This is a genomic window from Burkholderia sp. AU38729 (genome assembly GCF_020419725.1).
Lineage (GTDB): Bacteria > Pseudomonadota > Gammaproteobacteria > Burkholderiales > Burkholderiaceae > Burkholderia.
Genome location: NZ_JAIZQO010000001.1, coordinates 817,731 through 844,015, shown reverse-complemented (window position 1 = coordinate 844,015; position 26,285 = coordinate 817,731). Strand labels below are relative to the sequence as shown.

The 26,285-nt window shown below is 66.7% G+C and carries 25 protein-coding genes; 13 read left to right on the top strand and 12 right to left on the bottom strand.

Annotation, left to right across the window (positions count from 1 at the left end):
* Position 1: 1 nt before the first annotated feature.
* The 4 genes from LGM56_RS03720 (at position 2) to LGM56_RS03705 (ending at position 2,787) form a co-directional block, all read left to right on the top strand.
* Complete coding sequence (locus tag LGM56_RS03720) at positions 2-916, top strand: ABC transporter ATP-binding protein (protein WP_089427230.1); 915 nt, start codon at positions 2-4, stop codon at positions 914-916.
* Complete coding sequence (locus tag LGM56_RS03715) at positions 913-1,689, top strand: ABC transporter ATP-binding protein (RefSeq protein WP_089496713.1); 777 nt, start codon at positions 913-915, stop codon at positions 1,687-1,689. Before LGM56_RS03720 ends, LGM56_RS03715 begins: the two co-directional genes overlap by 4 nt.
* Positions 1,690-1,817: 128 nt before the next feature.
* Positions 1,818-2,072 carry a GlsB/YeaQ/YmgE family stress response membrane protein gene (locus tag LGM56_RS03710; protein WP_089496712.1) on the top strand — a complete coding sequence of 85 codons (255 nt, stop codon included), beginning with the start codon at positions 1,818-1,820 and terminating at the stop codon, positions 2,070-2,072.
* A 379-nt stretch (positions 2,073-2,451) separates the two neighbouring features.
* The gene (locus LGM56_RS03705; protein WP_089496711.1) at positions 2,452-2,787 is read left to right on the top strand and encodes a type 1 fimbrial protein; all 336 of its coding nucleotides are present in this window, start codon (positions 2,452-2,454) and stop codon (positions 2,785-2,787) included.
* Between the two features lie 69 nt (positions 2,788-2,856).
* Here the strand turns inward: LGM56_RS03705 and LGM56_RS03700 are convergent, their stop codons facing one another.
* The 3 genes from LGM56_RS03700 to LGM56_RS03690 all read right to left on the bottom strand — a co-directional run bounded on the left by LGM56_RS03700 (position 2,857) and on the right by LGM56_RS03690 (position 5,806).
* Positions 2,857-3,729, bottom strand: coding sequence for a LysR substrate-binding domain-containing protein (locus tag LGM56_RS03700; RefSeq protein WP_089442238.1), 873 nt, complete (start codon positions 3,727-3,729; stop codon positions 2,857-2,859).
* 106 nt (positions 3,730-3,835) lie between these two features.
* The gene (gene bla / locus LGM56_RS03695) at positions 3,836-4,735 is read right to left on the bottom strand and encodes a class A beta-lactamase (protein ID WP_226202895.1); all 900 of its coding nucleotides are present in this window, start codon (positions 4,733-4,735) and stop codon (positions 3,836-3,838) included.
* Between the two features lie 210 nt (positions 4,736-4,945).
* Complete coding sequence (locus LGM56_RS03690; protein ID WP_226202892.1) at positions 4,946-5,806, bottom strand: peptidoglycan DD-metalloendopeptidase family protein; 861 nt, start codon at positions 5,804-5,806, stop codon at positions 4,946-4,948.
* 511 nt (positions 5,807-6,317) lie between these two features.
* On the opposite strand from LGM56_RS03690, the gene LGM56_RS03685 reads away from it, so the two are divergent.
* The 3 genes from LGM56_RS03685 (at position 6,318) to LGM56_RS03675 (ending at position 10,318) form a co-directional block, all read left to right on the top strand.
* Positions 6,318-7,214, top strand: coding sequence for a LysR family transcriptional regulator (locus LGM56_RS03685; protein ID WP_226202890.1), 897 nt, complete (start codon positions 6,318-6,320; stop codon positions 7,212-7,214).
* A gap of 46 nt (positions 7,215-7,260) precedes the next feature.
* The gene (locus LGM56_RS03680) at positions 7,261-7,647 is read left to right on the top strand and encodes an ester cyclase (RefSeq protein ID WP_226202887.1); all 387 of its coding nucleotides are present in this window, start codon (positions 7,261-7,263) and stop codon (positions 7,645-7,647) included.
* A gap of 496 nt (positions 7,648-8,143) precedes the next feature.
* Positions 8,144-10,318, top strand: coding sequence for a hypothetical protein (locus LGM56_RS03675; RefSeq protein ID WP_226202885.1), 2,175 nt, complete (start codon positions 8,144-8,146; stop codon positions 10,316-10,318).
* Positions 10,319-10,430: 112 nt separating this feature from the next.
* Here the strand turns inward: LGM56_RS03675 and LGM56_RS03670 are convergent, their stop codons facing one another.
* The 3 genes from LGM56_RS03670 to LGM56_RS03660 form a co-directional block, all read right to left on the bottom strand.
* Entirely contained in the window at positions 10,431-11,171 is a 741-nt protein-coding gene (locus LGM56_RS03670; RefSeq protein ID WP_226202883.1) for a sulfite exporter TauE/SafE family protein, read from the bottom strand.
* Between the two features lie 204 nt (positions 11,172-11,375).
* A complete protein-coding gene (locus LGM56_RS03665) occupies positions 11,376-11,549 on the bottom strand; it encodes a hypothetical protein (RefSeq protein WP_226202881.1) in 174 nt (57 codons plus the stop codon).
* Between the two features lie 16 nt (positions 11,550-11,565).
* Complete coding sequence (locus tag LGM56_RS03660) at positions 11,566-12,582, bottom strand: aldo/keto reductase (RefSeq protein ID WP_226202879.1); 1,017 nt, start codon at positions 12,580-12,582, stop codon at positions 11,566-11,568.
* A 137-nt stretch (positions 12,583-12,719) separates the two neighbouring features.
* Here LGM56_RS03660 and LGM56_RS03655 point away from each other — a divergent pair, with 137 nt between their 5' ends.
* A complete protein-coding gene (locus LGM56_RS03655) occupies positions 12,720-13,631 on the top strand; it encodes a LysR family transcriptional regulator (RefSeq protein WP_226202877.1) in 912 nt (303 codons plus the stop codon).
* A 48-nt stretch (positions 13,632-13,679) separates the two neighbouring features.
* Here LGM56_RS03655 and LGM56_RS03650 read toward each other — a convergent pair whose 3' ends face one another.
* On the bottom strand, positions 13,680-14,834 hold the full coding sequence (locus LGM56_RS03650) for a porin (protein WP_226202875.1): 1,155 nt from the start codon (positions 14,832-14,834) through the stop codon (positions 13,680-13,682).
* A gap of 383 nt (positions 14,835-15,217) precedes the next feature.
* Between LGM56_RS03650 and LGM56_RS03645 the strand changes: the two genes are divergently transcribed.
* Together LGM56_RS03645 and LGM56_RS03640 are read left to right on the top strand one after the other, a co-directional pair.
* A complete protein-coding gene (locus LGM56_RS03645; RefSeq protein ID WP_089498106.1) occupies positions 15,218-16,315 on the top strand; it encodes an OpgC domain-containing protein in 1,098 nt (365 codons plus the stop codon).
* A 61-nt stretch (positions 16,316-16,376) separates the two neighbouring features.
* Complete coding sequence (locus LGM56_RS03640; protein ID WP_226202873.1) at positions 16,377-17,309, top strand: alpha/beta hydrolase; 933 nt, start codon at positions 16,377-16,379, stop codon at positions 17,307-17,309.
* Positions 17,310-17,477: 168 nt separating this feature from the next.
* Here the strand turns inward: LGM56_RS03640 and LGM56_RS03635 are convergent, their stop codons facing one another.
* The gene (locus LGM56_RS03635) at positions 17,478-18,692 is read right to left on the bottom strand and encodes an FAD-dependent monooxygenase (protein WP_089496700.1); all 1,215 of its coding nucleotides are present in this window, start codon (positions 18,690-18,692) and stop codon (positions 17,478-17,480) included.
* A gap of 166 nt (positions 18,693-18,858) precedes the next feature.
* On the opposite strand from LGM56_RS03635, the gene LGM56_RS03630 reads away from it, so the two are divergent.
* Positions 18,859-19,803 carry a LysR family transcriptional regulator gene (locus LGM56_RS03630; RefSeq protein WP_226203245.1) on the top strand — a complete coding sequence of 315 codons (945 nt, stop codon included), beginning with the start codon at positions 18,859-18,861 and terminating at the stop codon, positions 19,801-19,803.
* Between the two features lie 140 nt (positions 19,804-19,943).
* A complete protein-coding gene (locus LGM56_RS03625; RefSeq protein WP_226202871.1) occupies positions 19,944-20,702 on the top strand; it encodes an SDR family oxidoreductase in 759 nt (252 codons plus the stop codon).
* Positions 20,703-20,981: 279 nt separating this feature from the next.
* Here the strand turns inward: LGM56_RS03625 and LGM56_RS03620 are convergent, their stop codons facing one another.
* Positions 20,982-21,317 (bottom strand): H-NS family nucleoid-associated regulatory protein, encoded by a 336-nt coding sequence (locus LGM56_RS03620; protein WP_226202869.1) that lies wholly within the window; start codon positions 21,315-21,317, stop codon positions 20,982-20,984.
* Between the two features lie 332 nt (positions 21,318-21,649).
* Between LGM56_RS03620 and LGM56_RS03615 the strand changes: the two genes are divergently transcribed.
* Positions 21,650-22,276: a TetR/AcrR family transcriptional regulator gene (locus LGM56_RS03615; protein WP_089496696.1), complete on the top strand. Its 627-nt coding sequence runs from the start codon at positions 21,650-21,652 to the stop codon at positions 22,274-22,276.
* A gap of 435 nt (positions 22,277-22,711) precedes the next feature.
* On the opposite strand, the gene LGM56_RS03610 is transcribed toward LGM56_RS03615, so the two are convergent.
* The 3 genes from LGM56_RS03610 to LGM56_RS03600 form a co-directional block, all read right to left on the bottom strand.
* Positions 22,712-23,611 carry a fumarylacetoacetate hydrolase family protein gene (locus LGM56_RS03610; protein ID WP_226203243.1) on the bottom strand — a complete coding sequence of 300 codons (900 nt, stop codon included), beginning with the start codon at positions 23,609-23,611 and terminating at the stop codon, positions 22,712-22,714.
* Positions 23,612-23,729: 118 nt separating this feature from the next.
* The gene (glcF, locus tag LGM56_RS03605) at positions 23,730-25,058 is read right to left on the bottom strand and encodes a glycolate oxidase subunit GlcF (protein WP_226202867.1); all 1,329 of its coding nucleotides are present in this window, start codon (positions 25,056-25,058) and stop codon (positions 23,730-23,732) included.
* Position 25,059: 1 nt separating this feature from the next.
* Positions 25,060-26,277 carry an FAD-binding protein gene (locus LGM56_RS03600; RefSeq protein ID WP_226202865.1) on the bottom strand — a complete coding sequence of 406 codons (1,218 nt, stop codon included), beginning with the start codon at positions 26,275-26,277 and terminating at the stop codon, positions 25,060-25,062.
* Positions 26,278-26,285: the final 8 nt, after the last annotated feature.

Below are 26,285 nucleotides of genomic sequence, written 5' to 3'. Positions count from 1 at the left end.
CATGCCGATGAATCCCGCCCCCTCGCCCGCGCCGCTCTGCGAGATCGACGGCCTGAAGATCGGCTTTCGCGGCCACGACGGCACCGTCACCGACGCGGTGCGCGACCTGTCGCTGACGCTCGCGCCCGGCGAACGGCTCGGCATCGTCGGCGAATCGGGCTCCGGCAAGTCGCTGACGGGCCGCGCGCTGCTCGGCCTGCTGCCCGACGCCGCGCGCTGGTCGGCTCGCACGATGCGCTTCGCGGGCCACGACCTGCTCGCGATGCCGCCGGGCGAACGCCGGCGGCTGTGCGGCAGCCAGATGGGCATGATCCTGCAGGATCCGAAATATTCGCTGAACCCGGTGATGACGGTCGCGAAGCAGATGGGCGAGGCGTTCCGGCTGCACGAGCCGGGCCTGCGCGGCCGCGCGCTGCGCGAACGGATCGTCGACGCGCTCGCGGCCGTGCAGATCCGCGACCCGGCGCGCGTCGCCGATGCGTATCCGCACGAACTGTCGGGCGGCATGGGCCAGCGCGTGATGATCGCGATGATGGTGTCGACCGGCCCGCGCCTGCTGATCGCCGACGAGCCGACTTCCGCGCTCGACGTCGCCGTGTCGATGCAGGTGCTCGCCGTGCTCGACGCGATGATCGCGCGACACGACACGGGCCTGATGTTCATCAGCCACGACCTGCCGCTCGTGATGTCGTTCTGCGATCGCGTCGCGGTGATGTACGCGGGCCGCGTGGTCGAAACCTGCGCCGCGCGCGACCTGCGCGACGCATCCCATCCCTATACGCGCGGGCTGCTCGCGGCGAACCCGCCGCTCGCGAACCCGCCGGACGAACTGCCCGTGCTGCGGCGCGATCCGGCGTGGCTCGAACCCGCGTCGCCTGCCGGCACGCCCGCCGATCGACAGGAGGCCGCACGATGATCGACGTCGATCACGCATCGATCCGTTTCCCGACCCGCACGGGTCACGTCGACGCCGTGCGCGACGCGAGCTTCGCGGTGCGCGACGGCGAGGTGTTCGGGCTCGTCGGCGAATCGGGTTCCGGCAAGTCGACGCTGCTGCGCGCGCTGACGGGCCTCGTGCCGCTCGCGTCCGGCAGCCTGTCGATCGACGGCCGGCCGGTGGGCGGCACCCCCGATCGCGCCTTTCGCCGTCACGTGCAGATGGTGTTCCAGGATCCGTACGCATCGCTGCATCCGCGCTTCACGGTCGACCAGACGCTGCGCGAGCCGCTGTCGATCCATCGCATCGGCGACACCGATGCGCGCATCGCCCGCGCGCTGTCCGAGGTCGGCCTCGGCCCCGCGTTCCGGTTCCGCTATCCGCACCAGTTGTCGGGCGGCCAGCGGCAGCGCGTCGCGATCGCGCGCGCGCTGATCGTCGAGCCGCGCGTGCTGCTGCTCGACGAACCGACGTCGGCGCTCGACGTGTCGGTGCAGGCGGAGATCCTGAACCTGCTGCGCCGCCTGCATCGCGAACGCAACCTGACGATGATCCTCGTCAGCCACAACCTCGCGGTGATCGGCTTCCTGTGCCAGCGCGTCGCGGTGATGCAGCATGGCCAGATCGTCGAGCAGCTCCGGATCGAGGACGTACGCGCCGGGCAAGTGGCACGCGACTACACGCGCACGCTGCTGAACGCGACCGAAGGCTATCGCCGTCTCGACCCGGTGGCGGGCGCGCCGGCGGCCTGACATCTGCGCGCCGAGCCGGCGTGCGATACTCCGCACGCCACGCGGCGCCCTGCCGCGCATGGAACCCTTGTGCGCCGCACGGGTCAACTTTCTTTCGTCAACAGCTCAACCGCAATAGGGAGGCGTTCATGCTGCAATTCATCGAAACCCTGGTCGTCGGGCTCATCGTCGGCCTCCTCGCCCGCGCGCTCAAGCCCGGCGACGACAAGATGGGCATCCTGATGACCACCGTGCTCGGCATCGTCGGCTCGCTGGTCGCCGGCTACGTCGGCCGCGCCGCCGGCTGGTACGCACCGGGCCAGGGCGCGGGCTGGATCGCGTCGATCATCGGCGCGATCGTGCTGCTCGTGGTCGTCGGCGCGGTACGCAAGCGCACGGCCTGAACGACGCACCTTCCGCTTCAACGCAAAACGGCCGCCCGGAAACGAGCGGCCGTTTTCTTTTGTATCGCCGATATTCACCTGCGCATCATTTCCACGATCCGTAAACTCGTTGACTTCGCAACGACCTGTCGTGACGACCGGCACTGGGCGTCCGCTTTCCGGTCGAGCGTACACCACCGGCATTACCCTGATTTGATATCTCGCAAATCAGGCATAGATTGAATTCAGCAATACGAAATCGTTTGCTCCTATCCCAAATTGGTAATTTTCCACTCAAGAGTTTCGATGGTTTTGCCGTTTACGCATACAGCATCGCAGCGTTAGACGGACTGCCACCCGAGCGGCCCCGCTGCGATGCGCTTCCTCTCTGGAGCCTGTCATGAAGCATCGCCCTATCGCCGCCTCGTTCGTCCTGGCTGCTTCGCTTCTGGCCACTTCCTCGTCCTTCGCCGCCGGCGCGTCCGGCACCATCTATTTTTCCGGCATGATCGTCGAGCCGCCCTGCTCGTTCGCGGTCGATACGGCCGATGTCGCCCGCGGGCAGGTCCGTCCTGACTGTCCGCGCCCGGCCTCCGGCCAGATCGCGTTCGTCGACGCGGCGAGCCAGCAGGCCATCAAGACCACGACCTTTACTCAGGCCTCGCGCGCAATCGTTTTACCGAACCGTTCGGGCAACAACCAGGCGCCGATGATCGCCGTCGTGACGTACCAGTAAAGCCGTCCGCCGGCGCGCGGGATCCCACGGATTCCGCGCGCCGGTTCGGCGTACCTGCGTGATCGCCGGTCAATCGCGATGGCGCGCGATCCAGTCGCTGAACGCGCGGATCTTCTGCTGGTTGCCGAGGTTCTCGGGATAGACGAAGAAATAGCGCGCGCCCGTCTCGAGCACGATGTCGAACGGGCGCTCCAGCCGGCGCGCGCTGACGTCGTCGTCGACGAGCGTCACGTCGCCGATCGCGACGCCGAAGCCCTGCATCGCCGCGTTCGTCGCGAGATCGAGCGTGTCGAACGTCGGCCCGCGTGCCGGATCGACGCCGCGCTCGCCGGCGTGATCGAGCCACGCGCGCCAGTCGCGGTGGTCACGCGTCGGATGCAGCAACGTATGGCGCGCGAGATCGCCGACCGCATCGAGCGGCGACGTCTGCCGCAATTCGGGCGCGCAGACGGGCGTCAGCCGCTCGTCGAACAGCGGCAGCGCGAACACGCCGGCGCCCGGCGACGTGCCGTAGACGACAGCCGCATCGAACGGCTCGGTCGAGAAATCGACGACGTGCTGCCACGCGGTGGTGATCTGCACATGGAGATCGGGATGCTCGCCCTGGAAGCGCATGATGCGCGGCAGCATCCAGCGCATCACGCAGGTCGGCACCTTCAGCGCGAGATCGGTGCGCTGCCGCGTGAGCCGCATCGAGATGTCCTCGATCCGCGCGAAGCTCTCGTTGACCACCGGCAGCAACTGCTCGCCCTCCGCCGTCAGCGTGAGGCCCTTCGCATGCCGCTTGAACAACGGGAAACCGTAATGCGCCTCGAGCGTCTGGATCTGCCGGCTTACCGCGCCCTGCGTGATGCACAACTGCTCGGCCGCGCGCGTGAAGCTGCGGTGGCGGGCCACCGTCGAGAAGATCTGCAACGCGTGCAGGGGCGGAAGTCGGCGCATGAAGAAGGCAAACGGAAAAACGGCGCGGAAGGACCGCGCGCCGACCCCGGCGCGCACTGTCCGACACGATAAGCCAAACGCCGGCTTTGCGCGAGGCGCGGGACGCTCAGGCCGTCGCGGTGAGCGCGCCCGCCACGATGCGCGCCGCCGACGCGACGACGTCCGCGCGGGCCGCCGCGGCGGCCTGCGGCTGCGTGAACGACACGGCCATCACGATCGGCGCACGCGACGGCGGCCACAGCACCGCGACGTCGGTCGTCGTGCCGTAGCCGCCCGTGCCGGCCTTGTCGGCGATGCGCCAGCCGGGCGGCACGCCCGCCGCGATGCCGGTCGCGCCGCGCGCGGCGCCGACCATCCATTCCGTCAGTCGCGCGCGCTGCGGCTCCTGCAGCGTGTTGCCGAGCAGCAGCCGCTGCAGCGTGTCGACCATCTCGACCGGCGTGGATGTATCGCGTTCGTCGCCGGGCGCGGCATTGTTCAGTTCGGGTTCCCAGTGATCGAGGCGGAACGACATGTCGCCGCTTGTGCGCGCGAACGCCGTGACGGCCTGCGGGCCGCCGAGCACGCCCATCAGCAGGTTGCCGGCGCCCTTGTCGCCCGACTGCAGCATCGCCGCGCACAGCTGCTCGATCGTCATGCCGGTGTCGACGTGGCTTTCCGTGATCGGCGAGCCCGCAACGATTTCGTAGCGGCGGTACAGGATGCGGCGCGGCAGCAGCGACGCGTCGAGCGAGCCGCGCGCGAGCATCGCGGCCGCCGCGGCGACCGCATACGTGCCGCACAGCGGGAAGCGCTCGCGCGCATGGTGCGCGATGCGCACGCCGTTCGACGTATCGAGCGCGGCGACGCCGAGCCGGCCATTCGAGGCCTTCTCGAGCGCGGTCAATTCAGCCTGGGCGGTGTGGGCGCGCCCCTGGTCGGCGACCGGCGCGGACGTGCACGCGGCAACGAACGGCGCGGCAACGGCGGCAAGCAACAGCGAGCGGCGTGTCGGAGAGTGTTCCATGAATGTCGTGAGTTCTGTCGGTATCGGTGGCACGAAGCAGCTCGGGCACGCGTCGAAGCAGCGTGCCCGTTCACGCCGGCGGCCGGCCCGCGACGGCCTACGCCGCGCATCCCCGAAAGACGACCGCCGGCCCCGCGAAGCGCGGGACTTGCATGAACAGACCCTAGCGTAGCAGCGACCGCCGCGCCGTTCCAGCGAAACGGCCCGGCGTCACCCTTGCGACGAAGGCAGATACGGCATCGGATTGACCGGCTTGCCGTCGCGTCGCACTTCGAACAGCAGCGCGACACGCGAGTTGTCGAGGTCGCCCATCTCGGCGATCTCGTCGCCCTGACGCACGATGTCGCCCGTCTTCACGAGCAGCTTGCGGTTGTGCGCATAGGCAGTCAGGAAATCCGCGTTGTGCTGGACGATGATCAGGCTGCCGTAGTCGTTCAGGCCGGTGCCCGCGTACATCACGCGGCCGTCGGCCGCGGCGCGGACCGGGTCGCCCGGCCGGCCGGCGATCTGGATGCCGCGGTTCTGCCCCGGCCGGAAGCCGTCGACGATCTTGCCGCTCGCGGGCCACTTGAGCGCGACGCCGCCCGCATGCCGCTTCGTTTCCTTGACGACCTGACGGTCGCTCGCATTCGACGCGATGGTCTGCGTAGCTGCCGGGTTGCTCGCCGCGCCATTGCCCGACGCCGACGATGCGGCTACCTGCGTGCCGGCCGCGCCCGGCGCCGGCAACGGCTGCTGCTTGACGATGCGCAGCACCTGCCCCATGCGCAGCCTGCCGTTTGCGCCCAGCTTGTTCCAGGTGCGCAGGTCGGCCATGCTGCAGCCGTTTGCGGACGCGATGCCCGTCAGCGTGTCGCCGCGCTTCACGACGTACTTCTGCGCGACGAGAATCGGCGCCGGCGGCGGTGTATTGGCCGATGGCGCAGCGGCGGGCTGGCTCGACGGCGAAGGCATTCCCGCCAGCGTGTCGCTCGGCGGAACGGACTGCGTGCTTGCACAACCGGCCATGACGAGCACGGCTGCCAAGCCTGGCAGCCACGCCGCGTTGCGGTGAATCTCGCGCGTTTTCATGGACGATCCGACTCCGGTTTGACAATCTTTCAAGCATCTCAAAAACGGAACGGCCGACGTGTAACCGGATGCAAACAATGATGACAAACGATCACGAACCGGATGCCGGCCGGCATTCGCTACCGGTAATACGGTCCGATTCAGGAAAACTTGATGGTCTTTTTGCAGGAAAACGGAAGAATTTTCGCCTCGGGAAACTATGACGGATTTGTTTCAATAGGCACGAGGCGGCGATCGCCGCGACGTTCAACGCAACCACGCGGCGAGTTCGGAACAGGCCCACGCGATGCCGATGCACAGGAACAGCACGTGCAACGCGATCTTGAACGACACGCCCCACGACGGATCGATCTGCATGACAGGCTCCCCGGTTGATGTGCGGCCATGATCCGCCATCGATCGCGCCCCGAAAATGCGGAACCGGCGAATCGGGCCTCAAGCTGTGCCTGAGACCCGGGCCGCGGTTCCCTGCTAACTTATCGGCCATTCCAATACGATCGCCCCACCCATCATGCGCTTCGACCTGACCGACCTGCGGCTCTTCCTGAACATCTGCGAGGCCGGCACGATCACGAGCGGCGCCGAGCGGACCCACATCACGCTGCAGGCCGCGAGCGAGCGCATCCGCGGCATGGAGGACGAGCTCGGCGTGCCGCTGCTGCACCGGACCAAGTCGGGCGCGCAGGCCACCGATGCCGGCCGCGCGCTCGAACACCACGCGCGCACCGTGCTGCAGCAGATCGACCACATGCGCGGCGAGCTGCAGCAATACGGCCAGGGGCTGCGCGGGCATATCCGGCTGCTGTGCAACACGGCGTCGCTGAGCGAATACCTGCCCGACGCGCTGGCCGACTACCTGCCGCATCATCCGAAGCTGTCGATCAGCGTCGAGGAGCGCTCGAGCCAGGAGATCGTGCATGCGATCCGCAACAAGACGGCCGAGGTCGGTATCGTCGCCGATTCGGTCGGGCTCGGCGGGCTCGAACAGAAGCCGTTCCGCGAGGACTGGCTGATCGTCGTCGTGCCGGCCGCGCATCCGCTCGCGTCGCAGGAGAAGGTCGCGTTCGACTCGATCGCCGATGCCGACTTCATCGGCCTCACCGACGGCAGCGCGCTGCAGGTGCATCTCGCCGACCAGGCGCGCGCGCTCGGCAAGCGGATCCGCTATCGCGTGCAGCTGAAGAGCTTCGATGCGATCTGCCGCGTGATCGCGAGCGGGGTGGGCATCGGCATCGTGTCGCGTCATGCGGCCGAGCGCGCGATGCAGACGATGGACGTGCGGCTCGTCGAGCTGTCCGATACGTGGAGCCATCGTCGGCTGAAGCTGTGCGCGCGGTCGTTCGATGCGCTGCCGAAGTACACGCGGGAGTTCGTCGCGTTCCTGTCGGGCGAAACCACGCCGCGGTGACGCGCGCTGCATCCGACTCATCCCGTCGACACACGGAGGCACGGCCATGACCGACACCGATCTTGCAACCCGCTACCGCGCGTACATCGACTGCCTGAACCGGCAGGACTGGCCGGCGCTCGGCGAATACGTCTCCGATAACGTGATTCACAACGACCGGCCGCTCGGCCTCGCCGGTTACCGCGCGATGCTGGAACAGGACTTCCGCGACATTCCCGATCTCCGTTTCGACATCCGGCTGCTCGTGTGCGAGCCGCCGCGCATCGCCTGCCGGCTGCGCTTCGCCTGTTCGCCGAGCGGGACGTTCATGGGGCTCGCCGTCGACGGCCGGAAGGTCACGTTCTGCGAGAACGTGTTCTACGAGTTTCATGACGGCAAGATCCGCCAGGTCTGGTCGGTGATCGACAAGACGGCGATCGAGGCACAGCTTTAGGCTCGACGAAACGGCGTGGCTGCCCGTCGCCATCGCGCCCCGATGTCGGTCGAATTCGTCTCGACCCTTATGGATAACGTTTTCTCTCTCGATCCAGCGAGCTGGCATCGACGGACATTCCTTCCGGCCGTCATTTCCGCATTGATATCCTTCGCCGCCCGCTGCCTTATCAAGAAGAAATCCCGGTAAATTCTGCAAGATTTCGCCCTCCCCCTTCACTCCCGCCTTCCCACCCTACGGGTTTTTCCCGCCCCTTCCGACGTGAAAGTTCATTGACATCACGCCGATGGCTGCCTAAATTTGGAAAACGTTTTCCAATACATCCGCACGACGCCGGTCACGGCCCGTGCAGGGAGAGCGCTTGCCCGCTCGACAAGTGAATCAGGCCGTCCGTCTTCAGGGATCAGGGTTGCAAGACGGCGGCCGGGTACGGGCATCGAGCGCGGCAACGGCCACACCCGCCCGTGCTTCATCACTATTCAAAACTGGAGACACAATGCATCCGCGCAGCAGATTCGCGCTCGGCGCCGCGCTCAGCGCCCTTTCCGTCCTGTTCGTCAGCGCCTGCGGCGGCAACGACGTGACCGACACGCCGCCACCGTCGTCATCTTCGCCGCCCCCGTCCACGACACCGACGCTCGCAGCGAACTCGCTGCAGGCGCTCGTCTACGGCGCGCCCGACACCAGCGTGCCGGCCGGCGCGAACATTCCGGTCACGATGATGGGCCAGATGCGCGCACTGTTCGACCTGATCCGGAAATCGTCCGACTTCACGCAGGTCGTGATGGATCTCGGCGACGGCACGCCGGTCCACGTGCTCGACACGAACACCGGCGACAAATTCCTGCCGGGCAAGCTCGCGCTCGGCCTGTCGTACATCCTGATCGACATGAAGTCGAAGAACGATCCGCAATACGCCAGCTACCTCGCGACGTACCAGACGATCACGACCGCGATGATGGCGCAGTCGGGCAGCAACTACACGTATGCGAATACGTCCTGGGGCGAGTACTACTACCTCGTCGCGCTGAACAACCTGAAGGCGCACGGGATGCTCAACGAAGTCTTCAGCGACGCGATGCTCGCGACGCTGCAGCGGCGGCTCACCTTCTGCGACATGTTCGGCCCCGATGCGAGCGGCAAGACCGATACGTGCCCCGCGGCCGGCACGCCGATCGACATCGCATCGCTCAACACCGCGCAGAACTACTATGCGGTGTCCTACGGAATTGCCGGGCTGCGCCAGAAGCTCGGCTGGAGCAGCCCGTCGTTTGCATCGAAGACCGATCCCTCGGTCGCGACGATGGGTGCGCGCGACGCGCTGCTGTACACGCTGACGAACCATATCCGCAACGACTCGTCGGGCGGGTTCTCGGACGAAGCGTCGAACACGCACACGACCTACTACGACCAGGCGCGCTTCGACCGCTACAGCACGCTGCTGATCGGTGAAGTGACCGAGCGCACGTTCGAGATGGGCAACGAGGCGAACCTCACGCCCGAGCTGAAGGGCTATCTGCGCAAGTCGGTCGACCTGATCCTGCCGCAGTTGAACGCGAACGGCCAGGGCTTCAACTACGGCCGCTCGATCGGCCCGTACGGCGATTCGGCGTTCATGGAAGTGCTGACGGCCGCGGCCAATGCCGGCGTGCTGTCCGACCAGGAGAAGCAGGTTGCATACAAGTTCATCTATCAGGCCGCGCAGCGTTTCGACACGTACTGGTACGACCCGTCGCTGCCGACGCCGTCGGTGAACATGTGGGTCAAGGGCCGCGGCACGGACGCGTATCGCGGCAAGCCGCGCGTGATGGGCGAAAACTTCAGCCTGCTGCACCAGTACCTGTACGTGAACGCGTGGTGGAACAAGCTCGGCTTCGGCGGCAAGGCGCCGATAGCCGATACGGACTACAACGCGTGGCTCGACGCGCTGCCGCACTACACGCTCACCTGGTACAACCAGCCGGGCGACGCCGCGCATCCGTACAGTGCGGCGCTCGTCACCGTGCGCGACGGCCGGCGCGTGATCAACCTGAACCTCAGCCAGGCGCCCGACTACAACTCGTACACGCCGTACTACCCGGTACCGTTCTCGGACAAGCTGATCTACGGCACGACCGATCTCGGCTACGCGCTGCTGGTGCCGCAGGTGTCGTACAACGGGAAGACCTACATTCCCGTCACGTACTACAAGAACCTGAACGTCCAGCAAAACAACGGGCAGGTGATCGTGTCGTTCGATACCGCGAAGTTCCGGCTCGCGTCGAAGAACGCGGCGTACACGACGGATCTCGACCTGCAGGTGCATACGGTGCTGACGTTCGCGCACGGCTCGGTCGCCCGCAGCGACACGCTGAGCACGGGCTCGCTCACCGGCAACCTGTCGATCGAGACGGACTTCACGTCGTTCGCGGATTTCGCGTCGACGCAGGCGAACGGCGACGGCGTGTCGGTAACCTACGCGAACAGCGCCGCGACCGGCTATGCGGCGTCCGGGTTCGACACCTGCGCGCTGTCGGCCTTCGACACGGCGAACGGCACGACGAATCCGCTGTCGACGACGCCGATCGGCCAGCTGCATTCGAACTTCGCGTGTACGACGAAGCCGTTTGCCCTCGGCGCGGGCGCGACCCGCACGTTCGGTTGGACGCTGAAGTACGCCGACCCGGCCTGAGCGAGGTGACCTGCGCCCGGTGAACGCGCCTGAAGCCGGCTGATGTCGAAACCGGCTTCGGGCGCGTCACGGACAGCGGACCGCGGGCATCGCGCTCGTCAGCGAGGCTCGCTTACAGCCATCCCGAAGCCGCCATGTATGCGCCGAGCGCGATCAGCCCGACGAAGAAGCAGTGCTTGAACGCCTTCTCGCTCATCACACGCCGAGCATATTGCCCGCCGGCCATGCCCGCCAGCGCCGGCACGAGCGCAAGCGCCGACACGCCGAGATCGACCGTCTCCAGTGTGCCCGTCACACGCAACTGCAGGCCGAGCACGATCGTCGATGCGGTAAACGACAGCCCGAGCGCCTGGATCAGGTCGTCCTTCGACAGCCGCAGCGCCTGCAAGTACGGCACGGCCGGCACGACGAACACGCCGGTCGCGGCCGTCACGACACCCGTCAGGTAGCCGACCACGGCCGACAGCCATGTTTCATGGCGACCCGGCGCGGGCAGCCGCGCGGCGGCCAGCCCCCACAGCCCGTAGAGGATCAGCACCACGCCGAGCGCCGCATGCGTCCAGGTGCTGCCGGCCGCGAGCGCGGGCAGCCCGCCTGTCAGCGTGCCGATCGCCAGGCCGGCGAGCAGCGGCCACAGCCGGCGCAGCAACGGCCCGAACGACGGGCCGAGCCACAACTGCCACACATTGGTGACGAACGACGGCACGAGCAGCAGGCTCGCGGCGGCCGACGGCGGCATCGCAAGCGTCAGCAGCCCCATCGCGATCGTCGGCAACCCGAGCCCGATCATCCCCTTGACCGCGCCGGCCAGCAGGAAGACCACCGCGATGATCGTCAGCGTATGAAGGTGCATGAAAGGCATTCCGTCCGGTTGAGTACGGCGCCGATGGTGAACTCCGATCGCGCCGCTCGCCATCTGGTTTTGCCTGAGGCTGGCTAGGGCTTGCCGGATGGGGCGGCGGCGCGGTTGTGCCGATGGGCTGGCGCGCCGTGGGCCGGCGAAACCTGCGCCGCCGACGTCAAGTCGGGCCAGGCCAGCCATGCACCGCAATCGGGGTTACCAGCCCGGCCTCAGCCTCAGCACCAGCCTCAGCACCAGCACCAGCACCAGCACCAGCACCAGCCTCAGCCTCAGCACCAGCACCAGCACCAGCACCAGCACCAGCCCCAGCACCAGCCCCAGCCCCAGCCCCCAGATTCGAGCCGAATGCAGAGGCTGTTCCGAAACCATTGCCGATCCGCGCCGATCAGTCCCCGTGAGATGACCCCCGGCCTTGCTCGCTGTCGAGGTGCGCCATCTGTGCGGCCGGATAACGCTCACCGGCAGCCGCCCCGGCGGGAACCGCCGCTTCGATGCGAGCGATCTCATTGACCGTTAGTTGCATCCCAATCGCCTTCAGCGCGTCCTGAAGCTGCGTGCGCTTGCGCGCGCCGATCAGCGGCACGATATCGCCGCCGCGCGACAGCGCCCACGCGATCGCGACCTGCGCCGGATTGCTGCCCTTCTCGTCGGCGATGGCGCGCAGCGCATCGACGAGCGCGAGGTTGTGCGCGAGGTTCTCTCCCTGGAACCGCGGGCTCGCCGCACGGAAATCGCGCTCGCCTTGCCGCGCCGTGCTCCAGCGTCCGCCCAGCAGCCCGCGCGACAGCACGCCGTAGGCCGTGACGCCGATCCCGAGTTCGCGGCACGCGGGCAGGATCCCGGCCTCGATGCCGCGCGACAGCAGCGAATACTCGATCTGCAGGTCGGAGATCGGCGCGACGGCCGCCGCGCGGCGGATCGTGTCGACGCCGGCTTCCGACAGGCCGATATGGCGCACGTACCCGGCCTTCACGAGATCGGCGATCGCGCCGATCGTCTCCTCGATCGGCACCGCCGGATCGACGCGCGCCGGCCGGTAGATGTCGATGTAGTCGGTGCCGAGCCGTTTCAGCGAGTACGCGACGAAGTTGCGGATCGCCACCGGCCGCGCGTCGTAGCCGGCAAACCCGCCGGCCGGATCGCGCAGCGCGCCGAATTTCACGCTGATCAGCACCTGGTCGCGTGCCCGGCCGCGCAGCGCGTCGCGGATCAGCATCTCGTTGTCGCCCATCCCGTAGAAATCGCCGGTGTCGAGCATCGTGATGCCGTGGTCGAGCGCCGCGTGCAGCGTCGCGATGCTTTCGTCGCGGTCGGCCGGGCCGTAGAAGTCCGACATCCCCATGCAGCCAAGTGCAATTGCCGACACCCGCGGGCCGGTCCGGCCCAGTTCACGCGTTTCCATATCCGTTTCCTCGAGTGATGAATGAACAGGCCGGATTCTGGGCGCATCGCGGCGCGCGATAAACGCGAAACACTCAACCAAACCATTCGACGCTGATTAACAATGGAGCCTGCTCTCCACCCACGCACCCGCCCCGCATGGATCATCTGCAAGCAATGCGCATCTTCGCGCGCGTCGCCCATCTCGGCAGCTTCACGAAAGCGGCCGAGCAGTTGCAACTGCCGCGCCCGACGGTCAGCAACGCCGTCCAGTATCTGGAAAGGCACCTGAAGGTCCGCCTGCTGCAGCGCACGACGCGGCGCGTCGCGCTGACGGCCGAAGGCGCGACCTATTACGAGCGCTGCATGCGGCTGCTGGCCGATCTGGACGATGCGGAAACGCTGTTCGAGGACGCCGGCACGACGCCGCGCGGCGCGATCCGCGTCGACCTGCCCGAACGCTTCGCGCTGAACCAGGTGATTCCGGCGCTGCCGGGTTTCCACGCGCGCTACCCCGACCTGCGCGTCGTGATCGGCACGACCGACCGCTTCGTCGACCTCGTCGCCGACGGCATCGACTGCGCGGTGCGGGTCGGCGCGATGTCCGATACGTCGCTCGTCGCACGGCGCATCGGCGAACTGGCGCAGATCAACTGCGCGGCGCCCGCGTATCTCGAGCGGCACGGCACGCCGCGCTCGCCGGACGAGCTGCCGGACCACGTCGCGGTCGGCTATTTCTCGAGCCGCACGGGCCGCGAGCTGGACTGGGAATATGCGGATATGGATTCGGGCCAGCTGCACGCGGTCAAGATGCGCAGCGTCGTGTCGGTCAACAGCTCGCAGGCGTATCTCGCGTGCTGTCTGGCGGGCCTCGGGCTGATCCAGGCGCCGCGCGAAGGGCTCGGGCCGCTGCTCGCCGACGGCTCGCTGGTCGAGGTGCTGCCGGAATGGAACGCCAGGCCGCTGCCCGTGTCGGTGGTGTTTCCGACCGGCCGGCATCTCGCGCCGCGCGTGCGGATCTTCGTCGACTGGCTCGCGGATACGCTCGGGGGCAACCCCCGGGCAGACTGACGGCAGCGGGCGCCGAGGCGCTCGGCCTCGGCACTCCCCGCCCCCCGATCAGAACTTGTGGCGGATCGCGGCGCGCACCGCGAACTGGTTCGACGACGCCGACGGGCCGTCCGTGCCGACCACGTAGCCGCCGTCGGCCGCCGTGCCGGTCTTGTCGCCGCCCACCTTCTGCCACGCGCCCTGCAGGTACACGTCGGTGCGCTTCGACAGGCTGTAGTCGGCCATCAGGCCGACCGTGTGGTATTTCGGCTTGAACGTCCCGGCCGCGGCATCGTACTTGCCGTCCGTGTACACGTACTGCGCGCCGAGATAGAAATCGGGGGTGAGCTGGTACTTGCCGTTGATCTCGAAGTTCTGGAACTTCGTCGCGGTCAGCCCGAGGCCGGCGAACGTCGAAGCCGGCAGGTAGACGGTCGACACCGGGTTCTTCACGTCCGTCTTCGTGTAGACGAAGCCGACCGTGGCCGGGCCGAACGTGTAGTTGACGCCGCCGCCGAAGATCCGCAGGCGGTCGGCGACGAAGTTCGCATCGTCGGCCGAGATCGCGCCCGCGCTGCCGATGCCCGGGTTGTTCGCCTGCAGGTACGCCGCCGCGACCTGCAGCCCGGCCAGCGAGTACTGCGCGCCGAGGCTGTATTGACGGTTGTTCGAGAAGCCGGTGCTGTTGCTGAAGCTGTACGTGCCGCCGAACGTCAGGCCGTTCCAGTCGGCGCTCGCATACTTGACCGTGTTGTTGACGCGGAACGAGTTGTCCGTGTTGTCGTTGTCGAACGGGTGCGAGAACAGCGTGCCGCCCCAGTTGCCGTTGGCGGTGAGCGGCGCGAGATAGTCGACGACGGAATCGTACTGACGGCCGAAGGTCAGCGTGCCGAAGCGCGGTGCGCTCAGCCCGACGAACGCCTGTCGGCCGAACATGCGGCCGCCCTGGCCGAGCCGGCCGTTGTTCACGTCAAAACCGTTTTCCAGCGTGAAGATCGCCTTCAGCCCGCCGCCGAGATCCTCGCTGCCCTTCAGGCCCCAGCGGCTGCCCTGCGCGTAGCCGCTCGCGAGCTGGTAATTCGTTTTTCCGACCCCATTGACGTTCACGTTGTTCGTGTAATTGAAGCCTTCATCGATCACACCGTACAGCGTCACGCTGTTCTGGGCGAAGACCGGCGCGGCGAAAGCGGCCAGCGCGGCGGTAAAAAAGATGTGCTTCTTCATGACGGTTCTCCGGAGCCGGGTGGCCGGGCATGGTCGAGCGCCCGGCGAATGTTTGGTCTGTTATAGGTATGGCCCGCAGGGCGGACGACGCGGTGTGCGGCCGCGTGAGGTCAAAATGGTGTCACGTCGGAAACCGTCCGTCCATCGGGGTAGATGAACCCTGCGCAAACCGTTGCGCTCGTCCAACTGCCCCGTTGCGTGGGCTGCCTGACCCGGCTTATCGGCAGCAGCACGACGGCCGACCATTCGCGTAAACCCGATATGCACCGCATCGGTGGCACAATGCGCATCCGTTCGTCATTTCTTCACGAAGTCATGCTTCCCCCCGATTCATGCGCGGCGCGTGCCGGCCGCGCCCGCGGCCCGCGCCGGGAGGCGGTTCGATGACCGCACCGGCCCGGGCCGGCCGCTACGCCGAGCTCGATTTCTTCCGCGGTCTCGTGCTGCTCGTCATCGTCGTCGACCACATCGGCGGCAGCATCCTGTCGCGCGTGACGCTGCACGCTTACGCGCTGTGCGACGCGGCCGAGGTCTTCGTGTTCCTCGGCGGCTTCGCCACCGCGATCGCGTACAACTCGCTCGCCGAACGGCACGACGAGGCTGCCGCGCGCCAGCGCTTCATCAGGCGCGCGTTCGAGATCTACCGTGCGTTCCTCGTGACGGCCGGCCTGATGCTGCTGATCACGGCCGCGCTGAACGCGTTCGCGATCGACGGCCCGAACATGCCGACCAACGATCTCGACGGCCTGCTCCACAAGCCGCTCGCCGCGCTACGCGACATCCTGCTGTTCCGCCGCCAGCCGTACCTCGCGTCGGTGCTGCCGATGTACGCGTTCTTCGCGCTGCTCGTGCCGCTCACGCTGCCGCTCGCGCGCACGCAGCCGTGGCTGCTGCTCGCGTTCAGCGGGTCGCTGTGGGTCGCCGCGCCGCACGTCGCGCGCTTTTTGCCGACCGTGGAAGGCGCGCCGTGGGACTTCAATCCGTTCGCATGGCAGTTCCTGTTCGTGCTCGGCGTGATCGCGCGCTGCCAGCCCGTCTACCAGACGCTCGCGCCGAAGCCGCAGGGCTGGCTGCTGACGGCCGCGGCGCTCGCGATCGTCGCGGCCGGCGCGTACTACCGGCTGCGCATCGAGCCGTTCCCGACCGATCCGTCGATCAAGCAGAACCTCGGCGCGCTGCGGCTCGCGAACTTTCTCGCGATCGCGTGGCTCGCGGCCAAGCTGGTCCACCTCGGCTGGATGAAGAAGGTTGCGCACGCGATGCCGTGGATCGGCACGATCGGCCGGCAGGGGCTGCTGTGCTTCGTCGCGGGCACCGCCATCTCGCTCGCGGTCGATTCGGTGCTCTACCAGGCGACCGAAGGCTATCTCGACGTGAAGCTCGGCCTGATTGCCGACGTCGTCGCAATGGGCCTGCTGTATCTCGTCGCCAAACTCTACGGGCCGCTCGTCGCGCGGTTGCCGTTCCGTTCGCGGCGATGACGCGCCGCGCCGTCATGCGCCGCTGCTACGATAGCCGGCGCCTCTCCTGAAACGATTCGACATGCGCCGACTCGCCCTTCCGCTCGCCCTCGCCCTGATCGCCGGCTCCATCGCCACCGCCCGAGCCACGCCGCCCGCGCCGGTGGCAGCGCCCGCGCCGCCGCCGACCGTCCAGACCGCGACGACCCCGTCGGCCGCCCAGGAGAGCGCGCTCAATCCGGGCAGCAGCGTCGTGCTGCGCACGTTCCGGTCGGCGTCGCTGAAGCGCGACTGGTCGTACACGGTCTACCTGCCGCCCGGCTACAACCCGGAAGGCGCGCGCTACCCGGTGATGTACCTGCTGCACGGCAACGCCGGCAACGCGAACGACTGGGTCACGCAGGGCCGGCTGCAGGCCACCGCCGACACGCTGATCGAGCGCCGCGAGATCCCGCCGGTCGTGATCGTGATGCCGCAGGGCGGCACCGACTGGTACGTCGACCGCAAGGAAAAGATGCAGAGCGCGTTCCTCAACGACCTGCTGCCCGAGGTCGAAGCGCACTTCGCGGTGTCGAACCAGCGCGCGGGCCGCGCGATCGGCGGCGTGTCGATGGGCGGCTTCGGCGCGCTGCGCTTCTCGCTGCTCGAACCCGGGCTGTTCTGCGGCGCGATGCTGCTGAGCCCCGCGATCTACGCGAACGAGCCGCCGCTCAATTCCGCCGCGCGCTACGTCGGCGTGTTCGGCGAACGGCAGTTCGACCCGCGCGTGTGGCACGAGCTCAACTACCCGGCGCTGATGCGCGGCTATTTCGCGCGCAGCTGGCGGATCCCGATGTTCATCGCGGCCGGCGACGACGACCTGACCATCCAGGCCGAATCGAGCGTGCTGTACACGCAGCTGCGCCGTGCGCAGAACCCGGCCGAGTTGCGCATCGTCGACGGCGGGCATACGTGGGATGTATGGCGCGGCCTGCTCGGCCAGGGGTTGAAGTACGCGCTCGAATGCGTGAAGTGACGGCGGGCGGGCGTTGCCCCGCCCGTTTTCGTCAGGCTGGCCGGTGACCGGCGGGCCGACGGCCGTCGACCCATGTCATGCCCGGCGCATGCAATCCCGGCGAGCCGGTCGCGCCTGAGGGCGCACGCGTGGCGCTGGCCGCCGCACCCCTGCTCCAGATTGGCAGACTCAAAGCCAAGTGCCGCCCTGCCGCTCGCTCGGCTCCCCCGCCAGCGCGTCGAAACCGTGAATCCAGTCCAGGTGATGCAGCACGCTGTCGCGCTCGGCCAGACGCGCATTGCGCGCCTGCGCGGCCGGCCCGTCGGGCAGGTGCAACACATCGGCCACGGAGATCGACGCGTACTGCACCTTGCGCGTGCGGCCGCGACGCAGCCGTTCATACGCTTCCTGTGCTTCGCGCCAGTTGCCCGGCCCGGCCTGCGCCAGTTGCGCGGCCAGCACCACCGCATCCTCGATCGACTGGTTCGCGCCCTGCCCGTGATGCGGCACCAGCGCATGCGCGGCGTCGCCGATCAGCGTCACGCGCCCGCGGCTCCAGCGGCCGAGCGGCGGCCGGTGGAACAGCCCCCAGCGCTGGCTGATCGGCACGGCGGTGATCATCTGCACCACCGCCGGATGCCAGTCCCTGAACACGCGCAGTTGCTCGCCCTCTTCCGACGGCATCACCCAGTCGCGTGACGGCCACGGTGACGGATGGCGCTCGACCAGCAGGAAATTCTGGTCGCCGTCGTCGCCGATCGGATAGTGCAGCAGGTGCCCGTGCGGCCCGATCCAGTACTGCAGCGTCTCGGGATCGGGCAACAGGTTCAGCCGCGCGGCCGGCACCACGCCGCGAAACCCCGAACACCCCGAATACAGCGCATCGTCGTAGCCGAGCATCCAGCGCCGCGTGATCGAGCGCGCGCCGTCCGCGCCGATCACGAGATCGGCGTCGACGCGCACCCCGTTGTCGAACGACAGCGTGACGCGATCGGGATGCTGCGCGAGATCGGTCAGCCGATGGCCGAGATGGATGGCGTCGAGGCCGACCGCCTGCGACAGCACGGCCTGAAGATCCGCGCGATGCACGCCCCAGTACGCGCCGCCGAATTGCCGGCGATAGTCGGGGTCGCCGCGATGATGGCCGATCACCGCGCCGCTGCGGCCGTCGCGATAGACGAGCCCCGGGATGTCCGCGCACACCGCATCGAAGGCCGCCCGCAATCCCATCCGTTCGTAGAAGCGCGTCGCATTGGCCGACAACGCGACGGCCGCGCCGACTTCGCGCAACACCTCCGTCTGTTCGTAGAGCTGCGCGTCGATGCCGTGCTCGCGCAGGGCAAGCGCGAGCGTCAGGCCGCCGATCCCGGCGCCGACGATCGCAATCTTCAGGTTCGTCTGCATGATGAAGGTGTCTCCGATGTTCCGATGTTGGGTCTGCGGCGTGCGCAGCGGTCATGTCGAATGCATGGACCGTATCGGTATTCTCGGGAGCGGACTTTCATCCCGCAATAAAATGACCGGAATCTGCTTCATCACTGGATGCAATGAACCCGGCGAGGCCCAACCCATGGAACTGAGCGATATCGACCTCAACCTGCTGCTGCTTTTCCAGCGGCTGATGCAGGAACGGCGCGTGTCGAGCGTCGCCGAGCAGATGAACATGAGCCAGCCGGGCGTGAGCAATGCGCTCGCGAAGCTGCGCCGCCGGCTCGGCGATCCGCTGTTCGTGCGCGGGCCCGGCGGCGTGGTGCCGACGCCGTTCGCGCTGCGCCTCGCGGAACCCGTGTCGCACGCGCTCGCGACGCTGCACGCCGCGCTCAACCCCGAGACCGGTTTCGATCCGCAGCGCGCCGCGCGCACGCTGACGATCGGCATGACCGACATCGGCGAAGTCGTGTTCCTGCCCGCGCTGCTCGAACACCTGTCGCAAGCGGCGCCGGGCATCGCGCTCAATACCGTGCGCGACACGAGCGTCAATCTCGGCGACGAAATGGCCGATGGCCGCGTCGATCTCGCGATCGGCCTGCTGCCGCAGCTCAAGGGCGGCTTCTATCAGCGCAGGCTGTTCGATCAGCGTTATGTGTGCCTGTTCCGGCGCGGCCATCCGCTCGAGGATGCGCCGCTGACGGTCGACGCATGGCGCAATGCCGAACATCTGGTCGTGGTGTCGGCCGGCACCGGTCACGGGCAGGTGGACGAATGGCTGAAGCGCCGCCGCGTGGCGCGCCAGGTGCGGCTCACGGTGCCGCACTTCATGAGCGTCGGCTACATCCTGCAGCGCACCGACCTGATCGCGACGGTGCCCGAGCATCTCGCGCAGCAGCTTGCCGCACCGTTTTCGCTGAGCTGGCGCGCGTTGCCCGTCACGGTGCCGGGCGCGCCGATTCACATGCTCTGGCATACGCGGGTCAATCAGGACGAAGGGAACAAGTGGCTGCGCGACGTGGTGGTCGATCTGTTCGCGGAGTCAGGCACGCGGGCGCGGAAGGCCATACCTGGCCGCAAGAAGTAGCCGAGGTCATCACGTTGTCGAGCGTGCCTGACGGTGTCGCTTGAACATGGGCACCGCGCATTTCGACTACATTGCCGAAGTGGCGATGATCCCGGTCGTCGGCCACCTCGCCCCTCTTTCAACCCGCAGGAAATCAAGCCATGTCTGTTTCGAAGAAATTCGCAGCCGTCACCGGCGCCGGCTCCGGCATCGGTCGCGCGGCGGCCATCGCGCTCGCCCAGGCCGGTTTCACCGTCGCGCTGCTCGGACGCACCGAGGCATCGTTGCGCGACACGCAGGACGCGATCCGCACCGCCGGCGGCGACGCGCACGTGTTTCCTGCGGACGTCACCGACGAAGCCTCGGTCGACCACGCGTTCGCCCGGATCGCGCAGCAGTTCGGCCGGCTCGACGTGCTGTTCAACAATGCCGGCCGCAACGCGCCGCCGGTATCCCTCGACGAATACGAATTCGACGTGTGGAACAGCGTCGTCGCGACCAACCTGACCGGCGTCTTCCTGTGTGCGCGGGCCGCGTGGCGCCTGATGAAAGCGCAAACGCCGCAGGGCGGCCGGATCATCAACAACGGCTCGATCTCGGCCCATGCGCCGCGCCCCGACACGATCGCGTACACGGCCACCAAGCATGCGGTGACCGGGATCACCAAGTCGCTGGCGCTCGACGGCCGCCGGTACAACATCGCGTGCAGCCAGATCGACATCGGCAACGCGGCGACGTCGCTCACGGACCGCATGACGCAAGGCGTCCCGCAGGCCGACGGCAGCCTCGCGCCCGAGGCGCGCATGGACGTCACGCATGTCGCGAACGCGATCGTCCAGATGGCGAACCTGCCGCTCGACACGAACATCCTGAACATGACGATCATGGCGACCGCGATGCCGTTCGTCGGCCGGGGCTGAACGAAACGCACGCGACGCCCGATCCAGTCCGGCCCGCATCGCGAGACGTCACCCGCGCCATGATTGCGGACGACATCACGTGCTGTCGGGCGAACGCGAATTGCACGTCGAGCATGGCGAGCCGACGCGATTGCGCGCCGGTGTGAACGCGCTCTTCTAGTCGCCTCGGCCGCATGCGTACGTGGCGCCGTCGCCGGCAGGCGCGACGCTGCGCGTGGTGCTCACGCCGCCCGGTCAGGCATCGGCGAAGCCGCTGTCGCCGTAGCCCGACGCCCGCGGTCAGCTGCGCCTGCTTTTCTTGCCGGCGGACGGCGGCTTGACGACGACGAACTGACGACGATCCTTGCCCCTGATCCAGAGCGGCGCATTGCCGCGCCCGCTCCACTCCTTTCCGCTCACCGGATCGCGATAGCGCGCCGGCAGCACTTTCACGACGTACGAACCCCGGCTGCCGTTGCGGCCGACCAGGTCGCGATGCTTGATCGCATAGGTATCCATGAGCGAGTGAACCTCCGCGATCGCATCGACGCGTTCGCGCGCGCGTGCGCGCTCGATTTCCTCGTCCAGTTCGGCCAGCTCGACGACGAGCTGTGCATAGGTCTTGCTCGCGTTCATCTTCTGCTTCCTGCCCCGCATCCGCATCTGCATGCGAACCGGCATGATTCGCATGACTAACCGACTGTTTCACGACGTCCCGTGACGGCCACATTCACTCGATCGGCAAGCAGCTCGCGCCGGCGCATCGAAGCACGCGACAAGAGAACAGCGACACGCCGCCACGCACCGGCACACCGTGCGCGCCCCCGCGTCGACCCGATCGCCCGCCCGGGGCCCCCGCTGCAGACGTTCGGCGACACAATCGCGCCCGGCATTTCAAATATCGAGTGATATCTGAAATGCGATCGTAATGGTATCCATCTCAAATATCAACTGATATCCTGCCGGCCATGAACATGGTTCCCCCTCCCCCGCGGCTGAGCCGCGAAGAAAGCCGACAACAGACCCGCGCTCATTTGCTCGCCGCGGCGAAGCGGCTGTTCGTCGACCGCGGGTTCGGCGGCACGTCGCTCAGGGATATCGCGGCCGAGGCCGGCTATACGCAAGGCGCGTTCTATTCGAATTTCGCGAGCAAGGAGGCATTGTTCGTCGAGCTGATGCGGGAGCGCTCGCAGACGCAAGTGGCCGACATCGCCCGGGTGCTGAGCGACCCCGCGGCGTCCGGGGAGGACATCCTGAATGCGCTGGATGTCTGGTCGCGGACCGTCGATGCCGAGCCCGAGTGGTCGGTGCTGGGTGTCGAATTCAAGCTTCAGGGGCGGCGCAACCCCGCTTTCGCCATCGCGTCGCAGGCGTTGCTGGACGCCCACCGCGATGGCCTCGCCTATTGCATCGAACAGATTTTCGCGCGGCTGAAGAAGGTGCCGCCCGAACCGCCGGCCGTCCTGGCCGTTGCGTTCATGGGGCTCTCGCAGGGCCTGTCGCTGCAGCAGTCGATCCTGTCCGAGGTGCCGATCGGGCACATGATCATGGTGTTCCTGCGCAGCCTGCTGGCCACGGCCGAGCCGGTGCGTTGACCGGGGAAGGTCGCCGCTTTCGCACGGGCGCCGATCCGGCGCGAGCGCACGCGTGACGATCCTGCGTACGGGTCACCGCGCCGGCAGATCGCGCGGGAAATGAAACCTGTGCGCGCGACCGCTCACGCCACAGGGAAATCATCATGCTCGGGCACGAGGACAAGGTGCGCGAGGAGTACGGGACGGCGGACGACGACCTGAACCAGTTCGTCTGCGAGTAGCTTGCCGCTCCCGTCGCGACGCCCCCCCGGCAGCGGGCCTGGCACTTCGGCACGGCAACCATGACGACCGACATCTTGGGTTGTCAAGTTGATGTTGTCGTCCGACGCGGCGTCGCTTCGGCATTTCTCGGCAAGAGCATCATCGCCGCTCTCCAAATGTTCTACTCCACCGCCGTGCGCTTCAGGAACCCGCTCTCGCCCCGGGAGCGGCTGGTCATCGAGGTGCGACGGTCAGATACCGCGAAGGCTCCGTTCGTTCATCGCCAGCCGACGCAACCGGGTTTCGCAACACGCCAAGCCGTTCAATTTCGACTTCGCATACGTCACCAGACTTCATCCAAAGCTGAGGATCGCGCGCCATCCCGATCCCGGCCGGTGTCCCGGTGACGATCACGTCGCCGGGTTGCAGTGTCATCACGTCGCTTAACAATGCGACCAGCGTCGCGACATCAAATATCATGTCGGACGTCGACGCGTCCTGGACGACTTCCCCGTTCAGGCGTGTCTGGATACGTAGTCCATCACAGCCTGCCGGCAATTCGTCCGCAGTAACGAACCAAGGCCCGAATGCTCCTGTTCCATCGAAGTTCTTGCCCATCGTCCACTGCGGCGTACGAAACTGATAGTCACGCAGTGTCGCATCGTTGAAGATTGAATATCCGGCAACGTGATCGAGTGCCCGCTCACGCGAAATTCCGCGGCCACCTTTCCCGATCACTGCTGCCAGCTCGCCCTCGTAGTCAAGTTGAGTGGACTGCGCCGGCAGCGCTATTGGTTCGCCGTGTCCGATCAGGCTCGACGTAAACCGGGCGAATACGGTCGGATATGTCTGCTTCGCAAAACCTGTTTCGTTCGAATGGTCAAGGTAGTTCAAACCCACGCACAAGATCTTGTTGGGATGCGTGAATGGCGGCAGCAGACGCACCGAGTCGAGATCGATTCGCGCTCCGCGCGCAAGGCGATCAGCCACCTCGACAAGATCGACACCCTGAGCCAGCATCGTGTCCAGATCCCAGGGAGCGTCCGACTCCTCGGCCGATGAGCCAAACCATTCTCCATTTCGTTCGACGGCCAAACCACGAAAGCCATTCATTTCATACGCTGCAAATCGCATAGCTTGCTCCTTGTTCGACATCTGAAAAGATGTCGGTGACCTCGTCAACATCCTGTCCGGGCATATCACTGGCGCAGCCGACGGTATGCCCCCGCATTCCCGACATGTCGGGATATCATTATTCGGCGTGGCACGAGCCCCGCGACTTGATCACGTCTTGCAATGCGCCGGGCAACGGCCCGCCAGTCGCCCAGTCGAGCAACTGCACGGTATGCACGAACGGGATGCTGACCGCGCTAGCGAGCTGGGTCATGCAACCGATGTTGCCGCTCGCTGCAATTGTGGCGCCCGTTGCCGCGATCGCCGCGACCTTGCGCTGCTTCAACTCGTCCGCGATCTCGGGTTGCAGCAGGTTGTATACACCGGCCGACCCGCAGCACATGAAGTTGTCCGACGGTTGGACGACGTCGAACCCTGCGGCATTCAGCAAGTCGATCGGCTGATGCACTATCCGCTGGCCGTGTTGCATCGAGCACGCGGCGTGATAGACAACTCGCAACCCAGGCACGATCACCGGCATCCGAAGTCCCAGCTGCGTCATGAACTCCGAAATGTCCCTGGCAAGTGCACTGATGCGCGCGGCCTTATCCTTCCACGCAGGATCGAGCCGCAATGCATGACCGTAAGCCTTGAGCGAGGTACCGCATCCAGACGTGTTGACGATGATGGCGTCGAGCCCCTCCGGCCCGTCGGCCTCACGCAGCCACGCATCGATATTCGACTTTGCCAGCTGCAGTGCCTGCGCTTCATGTCCCATGTGCTCGGCCGGTGCCCCACAGCACCCAGCCCCACGCGCGATAACGACTTCGACACCATGCCGCTGCAACAGCCTGATCGTCGCTTCGTTGATGGCAGGATCCAGTACAGTTTGCACACAACCATTCAGCAAGCTCACGCGCGCACGCCGCGGCCCTTGCGCGGGAAACACCTGCGGCCGGTCGACTGGGCTTGCCTTCGGAAGCGGCTTGCGGGGGATCGTCTCCAACATCGCACGCGGCGCGCCGCCGAACACCGACCGCAGCGGCCAGAACAGCCGACCGACAGCCAGTGCGGCACGAAACATTCCGCGCCTCGGAATCAGTGCGGCCAGTGCGCGACGGATCGCACGCTGCACGAGCGGCCGACGATAATGGTTCTCAACGTATTCGCGGCCATGTGCGATCAACTTCGAATACTGTACGTCGGACGGACAGATCGCCTCGCACGCGAGACAAGTAAGGCAGCGATCGAGGTGCTCGACTGTCTTCGGGTCCGGTGCACCGCCCGACTCGTACATGTTCCTCATCAAGACAATGCGCCCGCGCGGGCTGTCGTTCTCGTCGTGGCGAACTTGATAGGTTGGGCAGTGCGAAAGGCAAGTACCGCAATGTACGCAACTACGGATGATGTCGTTCGACAGTGCGATATCAGGGTCGATCAGTGCAGTGTCGGGAATGCGGGTTCTCATGTCACGCCACTCCCGCAGCGAAGGGTACGAGCCGGCCTGGATTAAGCACTCGGTTCGGATCGAAGATTCCGCGCACCCGTTCACCGAGCACACGCAGCGCTGCGGGATGACGATGAAACGCGCCGACCGTACGCCGCAGCGTCGCAGGCGCTCGCAACAAACAGGCACGTCCGCCTACTGCATCAGCAGCGCGCCTGAGCGCCTCCGCTTGGACCGCAGCATCTGCCTCGCCGGTTCGCAGGAACACAAGGCTACCGCCCCAATCGTAGATCGCGTCACCCCCCATTGATTCGACGATTCTCGCGGCTTGTGTGCCAGGTAGCATGAGTCGCCATATGCATGCGTTCGGGTCGTCAGCGAACTCCTGCAGATTGCGCAACGCACGCCAAAATTCACGACTCGCGTCGGTGCCTATCGATTGAATTGTGAAGGATCGCCCCAGGTGCTTCACGAGCGCCTTCGCACGCGCCGCTAACGACACACCGAAACCTTCCAGCCTTAAAGCCGTGGTCCGGGCCTCACGACGCGCGCCGCCGATATGAGCTGCGGCACTAACGTCGAAAGGCAACTGCAGCGCATCGGTCAACAGTTCGATCGCCGCCCCGTCGTCGAGCCCGTCGACCAGCAAAGTGATCTCGTCCAACCATGCCGGCTGCAGTTTCAAGGTGACAGTCGTCAGCACAGCCAGCGTTCCGAACGAGCCGGCCATCAACCGAGGCAAATCGTAGCCGGTCACATTCTTGACGGTGCGCCCGCCCGCCTTGAACGCCTCCCCTCGACCGTTCACGCCCTCCACGCCAAGCACCGCGTCGCGCACCCCACCCGAAGATACCCGGCGCGGTCCGGAAAGATTGGTGGCGACAATACCGCCAATCGTGCTGCGTCCCGCCTGCTCCCCAAACAACGCGCCGTAATCCGGGGGCTCGAACGCGAGCTGTTGCCGGTGTGCGGCCAGAGTCTCGTGTACCACCTCGATAGGCGTGCCAGCCCGCACTTTGATCACAAGTTCCTCGGGTTCGTAGAAGTCGATCCCGGAAACTGCAGACAAATCCAGCAGCGCGTCGGCGCTGATCGGCTCGCCGAATCCGCGCTTTGTCCCACCTCCGACGATCTCGAAGGAGCGGCCATGAGTATCCGCGTCGACGACGATGTCGACCAGATCTTCCGCATCACGCGGGCGGATTCGATCTAGTGTTAGGGGATTGTCGGTCGGTATCATTTGCATAT